This window comes from Phytoactinopolyspora alkaliphila (assembly GCF_010550695.1).
Lineage (GTDB): Bacteria > Actinomycetota > Actinomycetes > Jiangellales > Jiangellaceae > Phytoactinopolyspora > Phytoactinopolyspora alkaliphila.
Genome location: NZ_JAAGOB010000007.1, coordinates 182,983 through 200,639, shown reverse-complemented (window position 1 = coordinate 200,639; position 17,657 = coordinate 182,983). Strand labels below are relative to the sequence as shown.

General features: G+C 70.9%; 15 protein-coding genes. 7 read left to right on the top strand and 8 right to left on the bottom strand.

The window, feature by feature from the left end:
- Positions 1 to 38: 38 nt before the first annotated feature.
- The gene (gene pip, locus G1H11_RS14760) at positions 39 to 1,022 is read right to left on the bottom strand and encodes a prolyl aminopeptidase (RefSeq protein ID WP_163819347.1); all 984 of its coding nucleotides are present in this window, start codon (positions 1,020 to 1,022) and stop codon (positions 39 to 41) included.
- Between the two features lie 53 nt (positions 1,023 to 1,075).
- Here pip and G1H11_RS14755 point away from each other — a divergent pair, with 53 nt between their 5' ends.
- Positions 1,076 to 1,579, top strand: coding sequence for a MarR family winged helix-turn-helix transcriptional regulator (locus G1H11_RS14755; protein WP_343074864.1), 504 nt, complete (start codon positions 1,076 to 1,078; stop codon positions 1,577 to 1,579).
- A gap of 3 nt (positions 1,580 to 1,582) precedes the next feature.
- Here the strand turns inward: G1H11_RS14755 and G1H11_RS14750 are convergent, their stop codons facing one another.
- The 4 genes from G1H11_RS14750 to G1H11_RS14735 form a co-directional block, all read right to left on the bottom strand.
- Positions 1,583 to 5,806, bottom strand: a complete 4,224-nt coding sequence (locus G1H11_RS14750) for a cation-translocating P-type ATPase (RefSeq protein WP_163819346.1) — start codon at positions 5,804 to 5,806, stop codon at positions 1,583 to 1,585.
- Between the two features lie 70 nt (positions 5,807 to 5,876).
- Positions 5,877 to 7,064 carry a bifunctional RNase H/acid phosphatase gene (locus G1H11_RS14745; RefSeq protein ID WP_163819345.1) on the bottom strand — a complete coding sequence of 396 codons (1,188 nt, stop codon included), beginning with the start codon at positions 7,062 to 7,064 and terminating at the stop codon, positions 5,877 to 5,879.
- Between the two features lie 43 nt (positions 7,065 to 7,107).
- On the bottom strand, positions 7,108 to 7,812 hold the full coding sequence (locus G1H11_RS27085; protein ID WP_216843765.1) for a zinc ribbon domain-containing protein: 705 nt from the start codon (positions 7,810 to 7,812) through the stop codon (positions 7,108 to 7,110).
- A 28-nt stretch (positions 7,813 to 7,840) separates the two neighbouring features.
- The gene (locus G1H11_RS14735; protein ID WP_163819344.1) at positions 7,841 to 9,022 is read right to left on the bottom strand and encodes a Nif3-like dinuclear metal center hexameric protein; all 1,182 of its coding nucleotides are present in this window, start codon (positions 9,020 to 9,022) and stop codon (positions 7,841 to 7,843) included.
- 345 nt (positions 9,023 to 9,367) lie between these two features.
- Here G1H11_RS14735 and G1H11_RS14730 point away from each other — a divergent pair, with 345 nt between their 5' ends.
- Together G1H11_RS14730 and G1H11_RS14725 are read left to right on the top strand one after the other, a co-directional pair.
- On the top strand, positions 9,368 to 12,277 hold the full coding sequence (locus G1H11_RS14730; RefSeq protein ID WP_163819343.1) for an FAD-binding and (Fe-S)-binding domain-containing protein: 2,910 nt from the start codon (positions 9,368 to 9,370) through the stop codon (positions 12,275 to 12,277).
- An 87-nt stretch (positions 12,278 to 12,364) separates the two neighbouring features.
- Entirely contained in the window at positions 12,365 to 12,655 is a 291-nt protein-coding gene (locus G1H11_RS14725; RefSeq protein WP_163819342.1) for a hypothetical protein, read from the top strand.
- 30 nt (positions 12,656 to 12,685) lie between these two features.
- Here the strand turns inward: G1H11_RS14725 and G1H11_RS14720 are convergent, their stop codons facing one another.
- On the bottom strand, positions 12,686 to 13,078 hold the full coding sequence (locus G1H11_RS14720; protein ID WP_163819341.1) for a hypothetical protein: 393 nt from the start codon (positions 13,076 to 13,078) through the stop codon (positions 12,686 to 12,688).
- Complete coding sequence (locus tag G1H11_RS14715; protein WP_163819340.1) at positions 13,062 to 13,661, bottom strand: hypothetical protein; 600 nt, start codon at positions 13,659 to 13,661, stop codon at positions 13,062 to 13,064. Before G1H11_RS14715 ends, G1H11_RS14720 begins: the two co-directional genes overlap by 17 nt.
- Positions 13,662 to 13,872: 211 nt before the next feature.
- Between G1H11_RS14715 and G1H11_RS14710 the strand changes: the two genes are divergently transcribed.
- Positions 13,873 to 14,307, top strand: coding sequence for a DUF6098 family protein (locus tag G1H11_RS14710; protein WP_163819339.1), 435 nt, complete (start codon positions 13,873 to 13,875; stop codon positions 14,305 to 14,307).
- A gap of 18 nt (positions 14,308 to 14,325) precedes the next feature.
- Positions 14,326 to 15,351: a DNA topoisomerase IB gene (locus G1H11_RS14705; RefSeq protein ID WP_163819338.1), complete on the top strand. Its 1,026-nt coding sequence runs from the start codon at positions 14,326 to 14,328 to the stop codon at positions 15,349 to 15,351.
- 76 nt (positions 15,352 to 15,427) lie between these two features.
- Here the strand turns inward: G1H11_RS14705 and G1H11_RS14700 are convergent, their stop codons facing one another.
- Entirely contained in the window at positions 15,428 to 15,976 is a 549-nt protein-coding gene (locus G1H11_RS14700; RefSeq protein ID WP_163819337.1) for a hemerythrin domain-containing protein, read from the bottom strand.
- A gap of 213 nt (positions 15,977 to 16,189) precedes the next feature.
- Here G1H11_RS14700 and G1H11_RS14695 point away from each other — a divergent pair, with 213 nt between their 5' ends.
- Together G1H11_RS14695 and G1H11_RS14690 are read left to right on the top strand one after the other, a co-directional pair.
- Positions 16,190 to 17,065, top strand: coding sequence for an SDR family oxidoreductase (locus G1H11_RS14695; protein ID WP_163819336.1), 876 nt, complete (start codon positions 16,190 to 16,192; stop codon positions 17,063 to 17,065).
- A 25-nt stretch (positions 17,066 to 17,090) separates the two neighbouring features.
- Entirely contained in the window at positions 17,091 to 17,642 is a 552-nt protein-coding gene (locus G1H11_RS14690) for a thermonuclease family protein (RefSeq protein WP_163819335.1), read from the top strand.
- The last annotated feature ends 15 nt before the right edge of the window (positions 17,643 to 17,657 follow it).

Genomic DNA, 17,657 nt, shown 5'->3' with positions numbered 1-17,657 from the left:
CTGCCTCGGTGGCGTCCTCGGGCGCCGGACGGGCACGTCTACGGCCCGGCCGGCACTTCCTGAACCACCTTCTGGACCATGGCGTCAAGGGCGTCGCGGAGTTCTCGGCGCATGCTGTCGCTCCCCGTATGGCCGGAGTCGTCCACGATCCTGAGTCCGGCGTCCGGCCACGCGCGGGACAGCTCCCACGCGATCTGGAGCGGAGCGCCCAGGTCAAGACGGCCGTGGACCAGCACGCCCGGGATTCCGGCCAAGCGGCCGGCATCGCGGAGAAGGACGCCGTCTTCGAGAAACGCGCCGTTGGCTGCATAGTGCGCACAGATGCGCACGAACGCGAGCAACGCGTGGTGTGGGCGATCGCTGTAAGCGTCCGGCTTGCCCTGGTGCTCCATGGAGACGACGGCGTCCTCCCAGGCGACCCACGCGTGCGCGGCCCGCTCCCGCACCTGCGGATCCGGATCCTCCATCAGCCGTGCGTACCCGGCGACGACATCGCCTGCGAACACCGCGGGAACCTGGGCCCGGAACTGTTCCCATTCCCGCGGGAAGAACCGCGCGAGACCTTCATACAGCCATTCCAGTTCGCTACGCCTGCTGGTGGTGACCCCGGCCAGTACGATCCCGGACACGCGCCGCGGATACCGCTCGGCATACGCGAGGATCAACGTCGATCCCCACGATCCGCCGAAAAGCACCCAGCGCTCGATGCCCAGGTGCTCACGCAGGCGCTCCATGTCGCCGAGAAGGTGTTCGGTGGTGTTGACGCTCATGTCGGCCGAGGGGTCGCTGGCGTGCGGGACGCTCTGGCCGCATCCGCGCTGGTCGAAACTGATCACCCGATACTGGTCCGGGTTCAGGTACCGCCGCAGGCTCGGCACCGAGCCGGTTCCGGGGCCACCGTGCACGATCAGTGCGGGCACGCCGTCCGGACTGCCGGAGGTCTCCCAATACATGCGATTGCCGTCGCCCGCGTCGAGCAGACCTCGCTGGGTCGCCTCGGTGGGCACATAGAGGTCGGACACAACGCTCCTCATTCTTCTCGAATGACTTCTAACAGCGCTGTTATATTACACGGGTGACCGACGACGACCCTCGCGCCGGAGCCGGCTTCCTGGGAACCCGGCTCCGGCACCTGCTCGAGCTGATGGAGGGCGGCGTGGCAGCGGCCTATGCCGACCTCGGCCTCCCGGGGTTCCGGCCGCGTTTCACGCCGATCCTGCGTGCCCTGGCCAGTGCCGGCGACTCGTCCATCCGCGACCTGGCCCGCGCGGTCGGCGTCACCCACTCCGCAGTCAGCCAGACGGTGGCACACATGGTCAAGGAAGATCTGGTAAAACTGCGGACCGGCGACGACGCACGCCAGCGCATCGTGACGCTGACCCCGCGGGCGAGACGGCTGCTGCCTGTCCTGGACACGGAGTGGACGGCCACAACCCGGGCCGCAGCGACCCTCGACGCCGAACTCTCGTTTCCGCTAAGCCGGGTCATCGACGAGGCGCTGGACGCGCTGAGCCGGCGGCCTTTCCGGCAGCGGATTGCCGACGCGGCTACCGCTCCGCCTGGGCAGGCCGCCGGGTGAGCGTCACTGCGCCGCACTCCCCCGCCTCACGGCGACGACGGTCCCGGCCGCCGCGGCGGCGAGCACCATCCCCCAGGCCATCGGTCCGAGCGGCGTGCAACCCAGGAACTGGCTAACCCCGGGCGTCTGGATGATGGCCACCAGCGCGGCGAACGACGCCACCGACGTCACCACCACCAGCCGGCTGTGCCGACCGATCACCAGGGTCTGGGCGAGCTGCGTGGCAACGAGAGCGGCAAGGCCCATCGTCCCGGCCCGGCTTCTGCGTCCCGTCCAACGCCCGGCGGTCCAGGCCAGCGTGGCGCCCAGCGCGGTCGCCGCTCCGCGGACGGCGACGGCCTTGGCCAGCGGCTTGCCGAGAATAGCGCCGACGGGCTTGCCGTCGTCCTCGTCGTTCCGGCCGGAGGCCAGCGCCACAGCCAGCGCGGGGAACATGTCGGTGAGCATGTTGACCAGCAGCATCTGCCGGGTGGTGATCGGTGCACGCCCCGCCAGCGCCGTGCCGATCACCATGAAGCCCACCTCGCCGGCGTTGCCGCCCACCAGGATCGACACCGCGTCACGTACCCGCCGCCATAGCGCACGACCCTCGAGAAGCGCGCCATGGACCTGTGTGATGTCGGCGTCCGGCAGGACCAGGTCGGCCACGGACTGCGCCGAGGTCGACCCCCGTGCACGCACTCCGATGCCCACGTCGGCGAGCCGGATGGCGGCAGCGTCGTTGACACCGTCACCGATCATGGCGACGACGCGGCCGGCCTGCTGCAACGCCGCGACGATCTGCACCTTCTGCTCAGGCGAGACCCGCGCGAAGACCGTGGACTCCGCAACCTTGCGCGCCCGCTCGGATTCGCTCATCCGGTCCAGCTCGGCACCGGTGACGACCGCGCCGTTGGCGATGCCCGTGGCCGCCGCCGTCGCCCGTGCGGTCTCCGGGTGGTCGCCGGTCACCATGACGACGCGGACACCCGAGCCGGTGATCGCCTGGACCGTATCCCGCGCCTCCGGCCGGGCGGAATCGGCGATGCCGACGAAGCCGAGCAGTTCCAGTTCGCAGACGAGCGGCTCGAGGTCGTCGGTGTCTTCGGGCAAGCCGTCCCGGCGCTGTGCCACGGCCAGGACTCGCAGCCCTTCACCCGCCAGCCGCTCGGCCTTGCCGGACGCGCCAGCGTCGGTGCCACACAGCGGCAGCACCACCTCCGGTGCACCCTTGACCACCAGCACCGAGCCGCCGTCGATCCGCCCGAGTGCCGCCGAATAGCCGCGCTGAGCCTGGAATGGCAGCTCGGTGACCGGCTGCCACCCGTTCCGGTGCACGTCGCCTGCCTCGTGGGCGGCTTCCAGCACCACGCGGTCGGTGGCGTGGGCGAGCTTGGCGATGCTTTGCGTATCGGTCTGCGGGCAGGTGCGCGCTGCCGCGGCGAGCAGGCGTGCGGCGTCGACTCCGCCGGGTTCGACGTCGCCCTCCGGCGTCGCCAGCCGAGTGAGGCTCAGCCGGCCCTCGGTGAGCGTGCCCGTCTTGTCGAAGCACACCACATCGACCCGGCCCAGCGCCTCGAGCGCCCGGGACGTGCGGACCAGCGTGTTCTGCCGGGACAGCCGGCGCGCTCCCCCGGCCTGCGCCACCGTGGCGACCAGGGGCAGGCCTTCGGGCACGGCGGCCACGGCCACCGACACGCCCGCGGCGACCGCCTGGCGCAGCGGCATCCCCCGCAGTAACCCGATGCCGGCCACCGCAGCCCCGCCCAGTGCCGTCATCGGCAGCGCCACCCGAGTCACCTCGTGCAGGCGGCCCTGAACGCCCACCGGTTGCGGGGCGTGTCCCGCTATCCGCGCGGCGCGCCCCGCCTCGGTGGATGCGCCGGCCGCCACGACGACGGCGTGGGCTGAACCGGCCAAGACCGTGGTTCCCTCGAACACCATGCCGGTGCGCTCGGCCAGTGGCGCCCCAGGTGTCGGCTCGGTGTCCTTGGCCACCGGCATCGACTCACCGGTCAATGTCGACTCGTCGATCTCGAGCTCCGCTGCCCGCAGCAGCCGCGCGTCGGCCGGCACCACGTCGGACGTGCGCAGTTCGATCACGTCGCCAGGCATCAACGCACGCGCCGGAGTCTTCTCCACGGGCGCGTCGTCGATCCGGTCCAGACTCTCGACGAGCACGCGGCGGGCCTGTACCTCCTGCTCGGCGAGGAGCCCGCGCAACGCTCGCTCCACCCTCACCCGCTGGACGCCGCTGATCAGCGCGTTACCCGTCATGACGGCGCCGACCAGCACACCGTCGATGCCGGATCCGACGATCATCGACGCCACGGCTCCACCCGCGAGCACCGGGGTGAGCGGATCGCGCAGCTCCTGGAACACCGCCCCGGCGAGGCGTGCGGGCTCTCCCCAGCGTCGCGCACGAAGGCCCCGCGCGTCGCTCCGCGCCCGGTCGCGCCTGGGCGGTTCAACGGTGCCCGCCCCGTCCTGCCCGCCGCCCGGCCGGCCGGCACGGAGCCTGGTGTAGACGTCGGTGCCCGGCAGCTCGTGCCACGGGACGTGCACCACCGGACGAGGGGAGCCGCCACGGGTGGCGCGCAGACCGGACACGGTTCCACTGATCAGGGCCACCAGCGCCGCCACCTGAACCGGGGCGAAGCCACGTGCCAGTCCGCGCCGCCGGTCACCGACCAGGGCATGCAGGGCGCCCAGCGCCGAGCCGGCCTGAGCCAGGCGCACGGCTCGCTCGCTCACCCCGCGCGCCGCCGCGGTGGCGCGCAGAATGCGCCACACGTCGTCCAAGTCCTCGCCGCAGACCACATCCGCAGACCAGTAGGAGTTCCCTTCCCCCCGGGTGACGGCGACGCCGACGTCCGCGGCCGCGAGGGCGCTCTCGTCCGCCGCGGTCACCACCAGGACGCCGTGTCCGTCACCCTGCTGCCGGCGCACCTCGTCGGCGAGTGGCACGCCGTTGAGCACATGGTCCACTCGTGGCAGAAGCTCTTCTGCTTCCGCTCGGCTGGTCAGCGCGACGGTGGCGCCGGTAGACCTCGCGGCGTCGAGGACGGCGTCGGCCAGCGGGTCGATCTCGCCGTCGGCCGTGATCAACACGCGTGAGTCGATGATCACGGCATCGATCCGGTCGAGACGGCGGAACGCGCCGGCGTTGAGCGGCACCACGCCTCGCCGGGCCAGATCCCGGCCGACCGCGGTGGCGAAGCCCTCGCGTCCGTAGCGGGCCGGCCTGGGCACGGCGGCCAGCAGGGCGTCGGCCGCGCGGCCGGGACTCCGGGTGAACGCCAGCACCCCCGCGGCCGCGGCCGGTGCTCCGCGGCCGATCCGATCGTTCCAGACCTCGATAGGCCCCTTCGGTCGTGGACCCGGCCGGGGAGGCGGGCTCGGCGCATCGGATGGCACGGCATCCTCCGCACCGGACAGCTCCGGCTCGCGGCGGATCCACGCCTGCCGGCGAGACCATGCCTCAGCCAGCAGCGTGCTGCGGTACACCGCGTCGACAGCGGGCGTCATGACACTCTGGGACAGCCCGTGGACCGCCGCGTTGGCCAGCGTGAGCACCAGGTCGGTCTCGATCGGCCCGATCCGGCGCTTGATCCCGCGGCGCAGATCCCGTTCGATCTCCAGCGTTGCCATCCCCGCCCTCGCCCAGCGCGGCAGCGGCGGCAACCGCAGCACCGACTGGACCAGCGCGGCGGAGCTGCCGACGCAATCGGCGGCGAGCTCGGTCGCGACCGCGACGACCGCCGTCATGTCGCCCGGATGCGTGGGACGCCGCCAGGAGAAGTCGTCCTCCCGGGTCCCCTGGTCGCCCTCCACCGCGCGCACTGTGTTCAGCAACGTCTCGACGTCGAGCCGGCGCTCGTCGAAAGCCACCAGCACCTGCCCCGTCACCGCGTTGATCTGCGCCCAGCGCACCCCCTGCACGCGCCGCAGAGCCGCGGGCACCCGCTCGGCCAGCCGCCGGCCGTGGTCACCCTCGAGGCCACGGACCTCGATGTGCGCCCTTCCGTGACCTGTCCACACTCGCCGGTGCTGCCTCCTGGGATGCAGATCCGTCAGCGCCCGGCCGGCATCCATGGCCTCCCGGCTGGCGGACTCGGCGTGCATCGACTGCGATACCAGGCGCGGGATCGACGTCGCCGTGCCCTTCGCGACACCCGCGGCGAACGCGGCGCCGGACACTCCGGCCATAGCGGCCCGGCCAGCGAGGCGGCCCGGGGCCCTGAGCATTGACGCAGCAGTACCAAGCATGGACGCGGAGGTACCCGCCGCGCCGCCGTCTAAGCGCCTGTGCGGAGAATCAGGGCCGCGTGTTGAATCCGGCCAGTGCGACGGTGCCGTCGCTGTAGTGCTGGATCTCGGTCACCGAGCCGGGGGCCGGCTGGACTTTGAACATCGCCGACGCCGGCGCCTCCAGCGCGAGCCGGACCAGCGCGCGGACCGGCATCGAGTGGGTCACCACGACGACGGTCCGGCCGGCGTACAGCTCTACGGTCCGGTCGCGGGCCGCGACGATGCGGGCGGTCATCTGGTCCAAGGACTCGCCGCCCGGCATCTGGTACGACGTCGACGCGAACCACGCCGCGATGTCCTCGGGGTAGCGCTCAGTGATCTCCCCCAGCGTCAGCCCGTCCCAGGCGCCGAACTCGCACTCGCGCCACTCGTCGTCGACCCCGACCTTCTCCACACCCAGCTGTGTGGCGATGGCGTCCGCGGTCTGCCGGGTGCGAAGCATCGGGGACGCGACGACCACCGGCGCGACGTCGGCCATCACGTCCGACCCGGCCAGCATCGTCCCGGCCCGCAGCGCTTGGTCCAGTCCGACCTCGTCGAGGGGCGGGCCCTCCGTGCCACCCCCGCTGAACGCGCGCGCCCGGGTCATCGCCGTCTGCCCGTGCCGGACCACCACCAGGGTGGTGGGCGGGCCGAGCTCGGGCGACCAGGTGACGAGCCGATGTGGAGGCGGGACCGTGTCCGGCGTTGTCGCGGTCTCGGGTTCCGTCTTCGCGTCGAACGGCTCGGGTTCGGTGGGCAGGGCTGGCGCGTCGTCGTCTGGATGCTCGGCAGCCTCGTGCGGCGCGACCGGCTTGCCGTCCAGCGCGTCGTTCAGCAGCCGGTCCGCGTGCGCGTTCTGAGCCCGTGGAACCCAGGTGTACGTCACCTGACCGGGTGGGAGGATCCGCTGTGCTTCCAGCGCCAGCGGGCGCATGCCGGGATGCTTGATCTTCCAGCGGCCGGACATCTGCTCCACCACGAGCTTGGAGTCCAGGCGGGCTTCCACCTGGGCGGACGGATCGATCTGCCGGGCCATCCGCAGGCCGGCGATCAGCCCGCGGTACTCGGCGACGTTGTTGGTGGCGACGCCGATGGTCTCGCCGGCCTCGGCCAGTACCTCGCCGGTGTCGGCGGAGCGCACCAGCGCGCCGAACGCGGCGGGGCCAGGATTACCACGAGAGCCGCCGTCGGCCTCGACGATCAACCGCGTCATGTCACCCTTCGTCTCCGGAATGGTTCACAGTCCCTGGGATGGTTCACAGGCCGGAATCAGGAACGCGGACGAGGATGCGTCGGCACTCGTCGTGCCGGATCACCACCTCGGCGGCGAAGCTGCGGATCCGGGTCAGTTCGGCCGGGTCGAGCTGCATCTGGCAGCCTTCACACATCCGCCGGCGCAATGCCGCCGCGCCGATACCGCCTTGCGCGGCACGGATCTTCTCGTACAAGGACATGAGATCGTCGGGAAGCTGCGCGGCCAGCTCGGAGCGCCTGCCCCGCGCCTCCTCGGCTTCCTTGTCGATCTCCGCCCACTGCGCATCCCGCGCCTGCTGGATCTCGTGTGCTCGCCGGCCGACCTTCTCGCGCTGCGCGGTGAGCGACTCGACCTGCTGCTGTGCCTGTTCCAGGCGCTCCATCACGTCGAGCTCGGTGTCCTCGAGGTCGGACTGCCGGCGATCGAGCGACTCGATCTCACGCTGCAGGCTCTCCAGCTCTTTCGGCGAGGACACCTGACCGGAATCGAGCCGCTTCTGGTCACGTGCCTTGCGCTCGCGCACCTGTTCCACGTCGGCGTCGGCGCGCTTCTGCTCGCGTTCCAGATCGGTGACGGAAGTCTGCGCCACCACCAGCGCGTCGCTGAGGCGGGCGTGTTCGGCGGCCGCGGCTTCCAGCTCCGCCACCTCGGGCAGTTTCCTCCGCCGGTGCGCGAGCTGGTCCAGCTTCTGGTCAAGTCCTTGCACATCAAGGAGGCGAAGTTGGGCTTCGGGGTCAACGTTCAGGGCTCGTCCCTCCTTCGGGCACGAGCGCCCCGGCCGGGCGGGACGGTTCGTGCAGCGTCCACGGGTCTGTCGGTGCCACGGATACGCGGGTCTCCACCCTAGTACCTGCATCCGCCATGTCGGCTCGCAGGCGATCGGCGGCCCGTTCCAGCCAGGGCCACTCGCCCGCCCAGTGGGCGACGTCGACCAGAGCGGGACCGCCGTTGTCCAACGACTCCGACACCGGATGGTGGCGAAGATCGCCCGTCACGTACACGTCGACGCCTGCCCGGCGTGCGGTGTCGAGGAGCGAGTCGCCGGCGCCACCGCAGACGGCCACCGTGCGCACGAGCCGTTCCGGGTCTCCGGCGGCACGGACCCCGCCGACCGTGGCGGGCAGCGCGGCGGCGACCCGCCGGGTGAACGACCGCAGCGTCTCCGGTTCGTCGAGCGCGCCGATCCGGCCGAGCCCAGTGCCCGCCGGGAGGGTCGCGAGTTCGTAGAGGTCGTAGGCCGGCTCCTCGTACGGGTGCGCCTCGATCAAGGCGGCGACGACGCCGGTCCGGGACCCGCGCGGCATCACCATCTCCACACGGTGCTCCGGCACCTCCTCGACGGCGCCGACCTCCCCGATAGTCGGGTTTGCCCCCGGCCCCGGCCGGAACGTCCCGGTGCCGCTGGTCATCCAGGCGCACCGCTCGTAGTCGCCGATCACCCCCGCGCCGGCGGCCGTGAGCGCGTCGAGCACCCGCGCCGTGTCGGGTTCGGGGACGAAGACCACCAGCTTGTCCAGCTGCTCCCCCGCGTGCGGGTTCAACGGGCGGAGTCCCCTGAGCCCGAGCGCTCCGGCCAGGGCGTCGTTGACACCGTCGCCGGCGCTGTCAGCATTCGTGTGCGCGGTGTACAGGGCGACGCCGTGGGAGATAAGCCGGTGCACGAGCCGTCCCTTGGGCGTCGTCGCCGGAACTCCGTGCACGCCGCGCAGGAACAGCGGGTGGTGCGTGACGATGAGGTCGGCGCCCCACTGGATCGCCTCCTCCGCCACTGCCTCGACCGGGTCGACGGCGAACAGCACGCGCCGAACGTCCGCGGCGGGGTCCCCACACGCCAGACCGACAGCATCCCAGGATTCCGCGCTGGACGGCGGATAGTGCGCTTCGAGGATGGCGATGACGTCGGCTAACTGAGGCACAGTCGCCACCCTAACGCGCCCCGAAGCACCGGAGGACCTAGGTGGCTGGCGTCCTTCGGTGTCCACCGATTCCGGTCAGGGAACCTGGTTCACAGGACCCTGGGTCTGCCGTCCTTTGCAATGCGCACACATACGCAACGCCCTCCGGAGTCGGGATCTCGGGTTTCGCGAGGCTTCGACAGGGAGTCCTGTGCATGTGCGTATGTGTGCGCATTGCAAAGGCAGCGACACACACGCGATCCAGGCCCCACGCCACGTGCCGACGCCACTCAGCCGACGCCTTCTCCGACCAGCTCGGGCAGCACCGCAACCGTCCGCGCCTTCCCAGGCGGTAGGATCGCGGCGATGCCCGAGTCGTCCGGCGCCGGTGTCGTGACGGCGCTCTCCGCCCGCCTGAACGGCGAGGTCGACGCGCGGCCCGGAACCCGCGCCATGTACGGCGCCGATGCGTCCAACTATCGCCGGATCCCGCTGGCTGTCGTGTTCCCGCGTGATACCGAGGACATCGCCACAGCGGTCTCGTTGTGCGCGGAGACGGGTACGCCGCTGACGATGCGCGGCGGCGGCACGTCGGTGGCGGGCAACGCGATCGGGCCTGGGATCGTGGTCGACACCTCCCGGCACGTCAACCGGATCCTGGAGGTCGACTCCGAAGCCCGCACGGCCCGGGTGGAACCCGGCGTCGTTCTCGCCGACCTCCAGCGTGCGGTCCTTCCCCACGGACTGCGCTTCGGGCCGGACCCGTCGACCATCAGTCGATGCACCGTCGGCGGGATGATCGGGAACAACGCCTGCGGCAACCACTCCGTCGCGTGGGGTACCACCGCCGACAACGTCCACCGGCTGACCGTGCTCACGCCCTCCGGCACGGTCCTGCGACCTGGGGAGTACAGCGCCGAGCAGTGGTCACGCCAGCTGGACCTCGCCGGCGACGAAGGAGACATCTATCGGGAACTGGACCGGCTCGAGCAGGCCAACCGAGGCCTGTGGCGGCAGGAACTAGCCGCGTTCTCCCGCCGCGTGTCCGGCTACGGCGTGGACCGGCTGCTGCCGGAACGCGGCCGGTCGGTGGCCAAGGCACTGGTGGGTACCGAGGGAACCTGCGGCGTCGTGCTCGACGCGACCGTGGGCTTGGTGCAGCCGCCCCGGCACCAGATCCTCGTGGTGCTGGGGTTCTCCGACGACGCGGGCGCGGCGGACGTGGTTCCGGTGATTCTGAGCCACGGACCACTCACCGTCGAGGGCTTGGACTCCGAGCTTCTGGCCGTGGCCGGCGCCTCCCGCGAAGGTCTCCCGGCGGGCGACGCCTGGCTCTTCGTGGAGCTGGGCGGGGACACCGCGGACGACGCCCGCCGACGCGCGGAGGACATGCTTCGCGACCTGGGCAGAGCCTGGGGTGCCGCGGAGTCGTCACTGATCGTGGTGGATCAACGACGGCGCGCCGCCCTGTGGCGTATCCGCAAAGACGGCGCTGGCCTGGCCACCCGCGACGCCGCCGGCCGCGAGGCCTGGCCAGGCTGGGAAGACGCGGCGGTCCCGCCCGCGAACCTCGGTGCGTACCTGCGGCAGTTCCGTTCATTGCTGAGCAACTATGGGCTGCGTGGGCTGAGCTACGGTCACTTCGGCGAGGGCTGCATCCACGTCCGGATCAACTTCGACCTCCTGAGCGCCGGCGGCGTGGCCCGATTCCGATCGTTCGTGGAGGACGCCGCGGACCTCGTCGTCGCACACGGCGGATCCCTCAGCGGAGAACATGGCGACGGGCTGGCCCGGTCCGCCCTCCTGTCCAGGATGTACTCGCCGGGCGTGATCCGCTCGTTCGCCGAGTTCGCCCGGATCTTCGACCCGGCCGGCATCCTCAACCCCGGGATCGTCGTCGACCCGCCGGACATCGACCAGCACCTGCGCTACCGGAGCGCCGGCCCGATCGATCTGCCGGCTCCCCGGCTGCACTATCCCGACGACGACGGCGACCTCACCCGGGCGGTGCGCCGCTGCGTCGGCATCGGCAAATGCCGCTCCGGAGACGGCGCGGTCATGTGCCCCAGCTGGCTGGTCACCGCCGAGGAGAAGCACTCCACCCGCGGCCGGGCCCGGATCCTGCAGGAGATCGTCTCCGGGCAAGCCGTGCCGGACGGCTGGCGCTCCGAGGACGCCCGGGAGGCGCTGGACCTCTGCCTGTCCTGCAAGGGCTGCGCGAGCGACTGCCCGGTGGGCGTCGACATGGCCGTGTACAAGGCGGAATTCCTGCACCAGCACTATCGCCGCCGGATCCGCCCGCTCGCCCACTACTCGCTGGGCTGGCTGCCGGTCCTGGCCAGAATCGCCACACATATGCCACGCATAGTGAACGCCGTCGCCTCGTCCCGGCTTCAGCCGGTCCTCAAGCGGCTGGGCGGCATCGACAGAGCACGGGCCATTCCGCGCTTCGCCCGCCGCTCCTTCCTCTCCGCCCGGCCGAGCGCGAGCGGCGGCCGCCCGGCTCGTCGCGCGTCGGGCGAGGCACCCACGAGTGCCGGATCTCCCACGAACACGCGGAAGGTCGTGCTGTGGCCGGACACCCTCGGCAACTACCTGGCGCCCGAGGTCCTCCACGCGGGGCTACGCGTGCTCGAGGCCGCCGGGTTGGAGGTGCACGTGCCCCGCGGAGGCGTCTGCTGCGGACTGACCTGGTTCTCGACCGGCCAGCTCGGCATGGCCGCGAGCGCGCTCCGGCGCAGCGAGAAGGCGCTGGACGCACCGAGGAGCCACGGCTGGCCGATCGTGGTACTGGAGCCGAGCTGCGCGGCGATGCTGCGCTCCGAGGCCACGGCGGTCCTGGGCGACACCGGCTTTACCCGCTATCTCCGCTCGCACGTGGTGACGCTGGCCGAGGCGCTGGAACGCTTCGCCCCGGAGTGGGCGCCACCGTCGATCAGCGCTCCGGCGACCGGGCAGGTGCACTGCCACCAGAGCTCCGTCCTCGGATTCGAGGCCGATCAGCGACTGATGGCCCACGCGGGCATCGACCCGCGGGGAATGCAGGACGGCTGCTGCGGACTGGCCGGCAACTTCGGATTCGAAGACGGGCATGCACAGATCTCGGCCGGCATCGCCGGGCTGAAACTGCTGCCCGCCGTGGAATCCGCACCGGCCGGCGCCGTCTACGTCGCCGACGGCTTCAGCTGCCGCACACAGCTTGCTCAGCTGGCCGGGATCCGCGCCCGTCATCTCGCGGAGGTCCTCGCCGCGCACCTTCCGCCGGGAGAAGGGTGACGCGCGCACGGCAGTGAATTCGGAACCGTGACACGAGGTGCGTGGTCCTCCACCCGCAGGAGCGCCGCGCGGCCTACGATGCGGGACATGAGCGGACCCGACCTGCCCTCCCCCGACGAACCGTTCACCCCGGAGGCCTTCCAGAGACGCTGGCCGACCGGGGCGGAGAAAGCCGAACTCTACGACGGCGTCCTGGTTTTCTCCGGGGCGTTCGACGAGCGCGACGTCGAACTGGCGCAGCGCACATATCCGAACCGCCAGGTGATCCTCTACCAGGGGAACATCGAAGTGCACCCGGCAGGGACGAGCCCGCCCCGGTCGATTCTGGAGACGTATATCGAGCGTCTCGTCCATCGCAAGGCGGGCTCCCCGGCGTAGCCGGACTCCCCGGCATCCAGCCGCCGTGTGTTACGCGGCCAGCAGCCGCTCGAAGAAGAGGCGATACCGGCGCAGGGCCTGACGGAGGTCCTCGGTGGTGGGTTCTCCACCCGCCTCCCACGTCGCCTCGAGCCTGCCGCGCTCCTCGTCGAAACTGCTGGCCAGCTTGCCTAGGACGTCCTCGACAAGATCGCGAGCCTCCTGAACAGCGAGCCTCGGATCGTCCACGAAGGTGGACTGGGCATGATCCCAGCGGCTGACCAGGTCGGTCGAGTCTCCCAGCAGCAGAGGACCGTCACCGTCCACCCCGGCATGCCGCGGCTCGCCGATGTCGCCGCCGCCTCGCGGCTCGTCGTACTCCACACCGCTTCGCGGCTCGTCGGTTCCGGCGGCGGCGTCTCGGTACTCATCGTGTGCTGTCATGTCGGCCTCCTCGGCGGCTGCTGGGCGTGCCGTTGCGGTTCTCCCCGACGTCGTCGGTCTCGTCGTGGAGCATCTTGTCGAACAGGGCCCGGTAGTGGACGAACGCCTCACGCAGGTCTTCGGTCGTGGCCTCCGGGCCCCGCTTGCGAATCGCGTAGGCAGAGCGGTAGTGCGTAACGACGTCAGGATGATCGGCGGCGACCATGTCGGCTCGCTCGTGGAAGTCGTCCACGGGGTAGCCCCGCTCCGCCATCACTGTGACGATCAGCTCGTCCGCCTCGGACACCGCGGGTCCCGGCTCGTCGACGAACCGCTGCTGGATCGTGTCCCAGTCGGCCGCATACTGACGGCGGGCGGCAGCGGTGAGCGGGACGACGTCGATGTGGTCCCGGCGATCGGCCACCTCACGCAGGCGGTCCTCCGCTTCGCGACGGTTGTCCGCCCGGTCCACCGCGCGGTCGTACTCTGGACCGAAGCGGTTCTTCAACTGTGACGAACTCCGCTGTTTCATCAGGAAAAATACGAGGCCGGCCACGATCAGCGCGACCACGACCAGTAGGACGATCCACATCCAGGTATCCATCTGTGCCTCCTTACGTCTGCGACGCCGCCGGCGCGGCCTCACCAGGAGCCGAGATACCCGGACCAAAGGGTATGAAACGCCCAGCTCCGGTAGGCAGCCCGCGGAGGGCGGCTCAGCTTGGCCCTCGGCGGGCATAGCACCGCTGATGATCACCGGTGCGAGCGGAAGGCCCTGCGCATAGGGATGCGATGCTCGGGGTACTGACCACCGCATGCTGCTGAAGGGGCGGGGCCTCCCGCTTGTTCCAGATCTGCAGGCGCTCACCGATCTGGTGCGGTGCCGCTCAGGGCTGTACCTCCGCCAGTCACAGGGGCCGGAAGCGGACATGTTCGGCCAAGGCAGCCTCGATTACGAGTCCGGGGTGAAGATGCCTGGGCTGTCCGTCACCACCATCGAACCCGAGCCGTGGTGGCCGCGCCCGCCCATCGACTGGGTGGCACGAAGGGTCTGCAAGTACGCCGATCTCAGTGAGGTCGAGGGGCGGCACGCCTGGCTCCTGCACGGACGAGTCGTCGGACGCGGTCCGGACCATGAACCTCTCGTAACCGACATCGAGCCGGTTGCGCGCCTGGACGACCTGGTGATCCAGGAAGCCCGATCCCACTACGCCGAACGCTTCGACGTCGCTCGCGACTCGACGAACTGACGGCGCGGACGGGGAAACATGCGGCTGCGCCGATGGAGCCCGGCAGGTCCCGCCCTGTCTCGCCGCAGGCGCGGCCGGGGCTTCAGCTATCACGACGTCGACGGGTCCGTCCTCGATGACGACGATACGCTGCGCCGGATCAAGGAACTCGTCATCCCGCCGGCCTGGAAGAACGTGCGGATCTGTCCGTGGCCGAACGGTCACCTGCAGGCCGTCGGTGTGGACGACGCCGGCCGGCGCCAGTACATCTACCATCCGCAATGGCGCAAGCGCCGCGACGCGGAGAAGTTCGAGCGGATCCGCCAGTTCGGCCGCCGGCTTCCCGATGCCCGCCGCCAGATCGAGGCTGATCTCGAGACCCGCGGACTGAACCGGCGGCGCGTCCTCGCGGCCGCCGCCCGGCTGCTCGACATCGGCTTCTTCCGGGTCGGCGGCAAGGAATACGCCGAAGAGAACGGCTCCTACGGCTTGGCAACGGTGCTGTGCGAGCACGTTCATGTGCGACGCGGGGGCACGGTGGTGTTCGACTACCCCGCGAAGTGGGGCCAGGAGCGGGTCCAGTCGATCGCCGATCCGGACGTCGTCGCTGTGGTCCGGGCGCTGAAGAAGCGCCGCCGGCCCGATCAGGCCATGCTCGCTTACTACGAGGGGCGCGCCTGGCACGAGGTCAGCTCCACCGACGTTAACGAGTACCTGCGTGAGCTGTTCGAGATCGAGGTCAGCTCCAAGGACTTCCGGACCTGGCACGGCACCGTTCTGGCGGCGGTGGCGCTCGCCCTGGCCGAGAACGGCGCGGGCCACTCGACGAGTGCCACCGCGAGGCGCCGCGCGTGCGCCCAGGCAATGCGGGAGGTGTCCCACTACCTCGGCAACACGCCGGCGATCTGCCGCACCTCGTACGTGGACCCTACCGTCGTCGACGCGTTCGAGGAGGGAACCACGATCAGCGCCACGATCGAAGAGCTCGGCTCGTCGGATCTCGACGAGGCCGCCGACCGCGCGCGCCTGGAGAAGGCGGTGCTGGAGCTGCTCGAGGACTCCTGACGTGCCAGGCGCCACCGCCGCGTGTGCCGCGGCCGGTGGCGCCTCGCTCTCCCGCGACGAGCGCAGGAGGCGATCATCAGGGCAGGCGGTCCTCGAGCTGGCCCTTGCTCATCGAGCTGGCGCCGCTGATGCCCATGTTCTGCGCCTGCTTCAGCATGTCCTCGCGGGTCTCTTCCCCCGGCTGCTCGCCGAGGTGCTCAGCCCGGGCGGCGAGGAAGGCCGCCCCGAGCTCACGCCGCCGCTCGTCCGAGAGCCGCTCGCGCATGCCGGGCAGTACGGTGCTCTCCTCTTCCTCGACGTGGTGCGTGACCGAGTCGACCACCTCTTGCAGGACGCTTTCGAAATCCGGCGCGTCCGGATCGGTCTGCGCGAGCCGGGCCAGCAACTCCTCCGCTTCCCGGTGCTCCTCCTGGCTGTGCGCCACCTCGTCGGTCTCACCGGCCTCGTCCCGTGCCACTGGGTACACCTCGGCCTCCTCGGCACGGCTGTGCGCCACCAGCAGGGACGTGACGATTGGCAGGAGGAGACGGCGCTGACGAGGCTGCTCCTTCATCGTCTCGAAGATGCGCTCGACCTCCCGGTGATCCTGTTCGATCAGATCGACGACGTCCTGCGATTCGCCCATGGTTTCCTCCGTTAGCCGGTGATGGTGCGGTGCTGAATACCCCGCCGCGTCCGGACCAAACGGCGGCCCCGGCGCGACCCCAGGGCTCTCCGCGGGTCGTCGTTCCGTGGCCCCGCAGCGGCGAACACCTGGCCGCATGACTGGCCGCATGACCTGGACGGGGACGGGTATCTACGTCGGCGTCACCGAACCGGAAGAAGAGGGACCACGATCATGGCGCAAACAGGCGACGATCAACCGCAGGAGTTTCCCGCGCAGCAGCAGGAGCCGCCGGGGCTCACCGACGAGATGCAGCCCGTGCCGGACCACGGTGAGCGCAGCTACCAGGGTCACGGGCGACTCGCCGGTTTGAAGGCCCTGATCACCGGCGGTGACTCGGGGATCGGCCGGGCGATTGCGATCGCCTACGCCCGGGAGGGCGCCGACGTGGCGATCTCCTACCTGCCTGAGGAGAAGCCCGACGGCGAGGCCACCGCGGCTCTCGTCGCCGAAGCCGGGCAACGATGCGTGTCCCTGCCCGCGGACCTCACCGAGCACCGTGCGTGCGTCGACCTCATGGAGACCGCCGTCGGGGAGCTGGGCGGGCTGGACATCCTGGTGAACAACGCCGGCTACCAGATGGCCCGTTCCACGGGCATCGAGGAGATCTCGCCCGAGCAGCTCGACCGGGTGATGCGGACCAACCTGTATGCGTTGTTCTGGCTGACCCAGGCCGCGGTCCGGCATCTCAAGCCCGGCTCGTGCATCATCAACAACTCGTCGATCCAGGCATACGACCCCTCGGTCTCCCTTCTGGACTACGCGGCCACCAAGGCGGCGATCAACAACTTCACCGTAAACCTTGCCGCGGAGCTCGGCCCCAGGAACATCCGCGTCAACGCGGTGGCTCCCGGGCCCATCTGGACACCCCTGCAGCCGGCCACCCAGCCGGTGGAGAAGGTGAAGGCGTTCGGCCAGGACACCCCGCTCGGCCGGGCCGGGCAGCCCGCCGAAGTGGCGCCCGCGTTCGTCTTCCTCGCCTCCCCCGCCGAGGCCAGCTACGTCTCCGGCACCGTCCTCGGTGTCACCGGAGGAAAGCCGGTCTTCTGACCGCTCCGTCGCTTACGCTGCCGCCATGACTCCTGCTGGCGCGGCTGAGCCGGCGACCCGCCGCGTGGGCGATCGCGTGGCGGTCGCCGCCGTCGTGGCGATGCTCGTCGTTCTCGTCGCCGGCGGCTGCTCCGCACGGCAGCCGCCGGCGCCGGCGACGGCCGGTGATGGCGAGCCGGCGCGTGTCACGCGGGTCATCGACGGGGACACCTTCGACGCGGAGCTCGCCGACGGCGCGACGGAGCGGGTCCGGATCGCGCAAGTGGACACACCTGAGCGCGACGAGTGCGGGTACGACGAGGCCACGGCGGCGCTGGAGGACCTGATTCTCGGCACCACCGTGGCCCTGTCGACCACGGCGCGCGGCCCGGACACGGACCCGCACGGCAGGCTGCTGCGCGTGGTCAGCGCGGCGGGCCAGGACGCCGGGGAACACTTGATCCGCGCCGGCGCCGCCCGCTGGGGCCGCCGTTACTCCGGCGAGGACCCTGACCTGGCCACGGCGTACCACGACGCCGAACGCGCAGCGAGTAGCGCGTCTCGCGGCCTGTGGACTGCCTGCGGCTGGACGTCCTGACACCGTGGCCGCGCC

Bases quoted from the DNA above. Each gene is read 5' to 3' on its own strand.
- G1H11_RS14750 (WP_163819346.1), bottom strand. From the start codon at position 5,806: ATGCTCAGGGCCCCGGGCCGCCTCGCTGGCCGGGCCGCTATGGCCGGA.
- G1H11_RS14745 (WP_163819345.1), bottom strand. From the start codon at position 7,064: ATGACGCGGTTGATCGTCGAGGCCGACGGCGGCTCTCGTGGTAATCCT.
- G1H11_RS14730 (WP_163819343.1), top strand. From the start codon at position 9,368: ATGCCCGAGTCGTCCGGCGCCGGTGTCGTGACGGCGCTCTCCGCCCGC.
- G1H11_RS14725 (WP_163819342.1), top strand. From the start codon at position 12,365: ATGAGCGGACCCGACCTGCCCTCCCCCGACGAACCGTTCACCCCGGAG.
- G1H11_RS14720 (WP_163819341.1), bottom strand. From the start codon at position 13,078: ATGACAGCACACGATGAGTACCGAGACGCCGCCGCCGGAACCGACGAG.
- G1H11_RS14715 (WP_163819340.1), bottom strand. From the start codon at position 13,661: ATGGATACCTGGATGTGGATCGTCCTACTGGTCGTGGTCGCGCTGATC.
- G1H11_RS14710 (WP_163819339.1), top strand. From the start codon at position 13,873: ATGCTGCTGAAGGGGCGGGGCCTCCCGCTTGTTCCAGATCTGCAGGCG.
- G1H11_RS14705 (WP_163819338.1), top strand. From the start codon at position 14,326: ATGCGGCTGCGCCGATGGAGCCCGGCAGGTCCCGCCCTGTCTCGCCGC.
- G1H11_RS14700 (WP_163819337.1), bottom strand. From the start codon at position 15,976: ATGGGCGAATCGCAGGACGTCGTCGATCTGATCGAACAGGATCACCGG.
- G1H11_RS14695 (WP_163819336.1), top strand. From the start codon at position 16,190: ATGGCGCAAACAGGCGACGATCAACCGCAGGAGTTTCCCGCGCAGCAG.
- G1H11_RS14690 (WP_163819335.1), top strand. From the start codon at position 17,091: ATGACTCCTGCTGGCGCGGCTGAGCCGGCGACCCGCCGCGTGGGCGAT.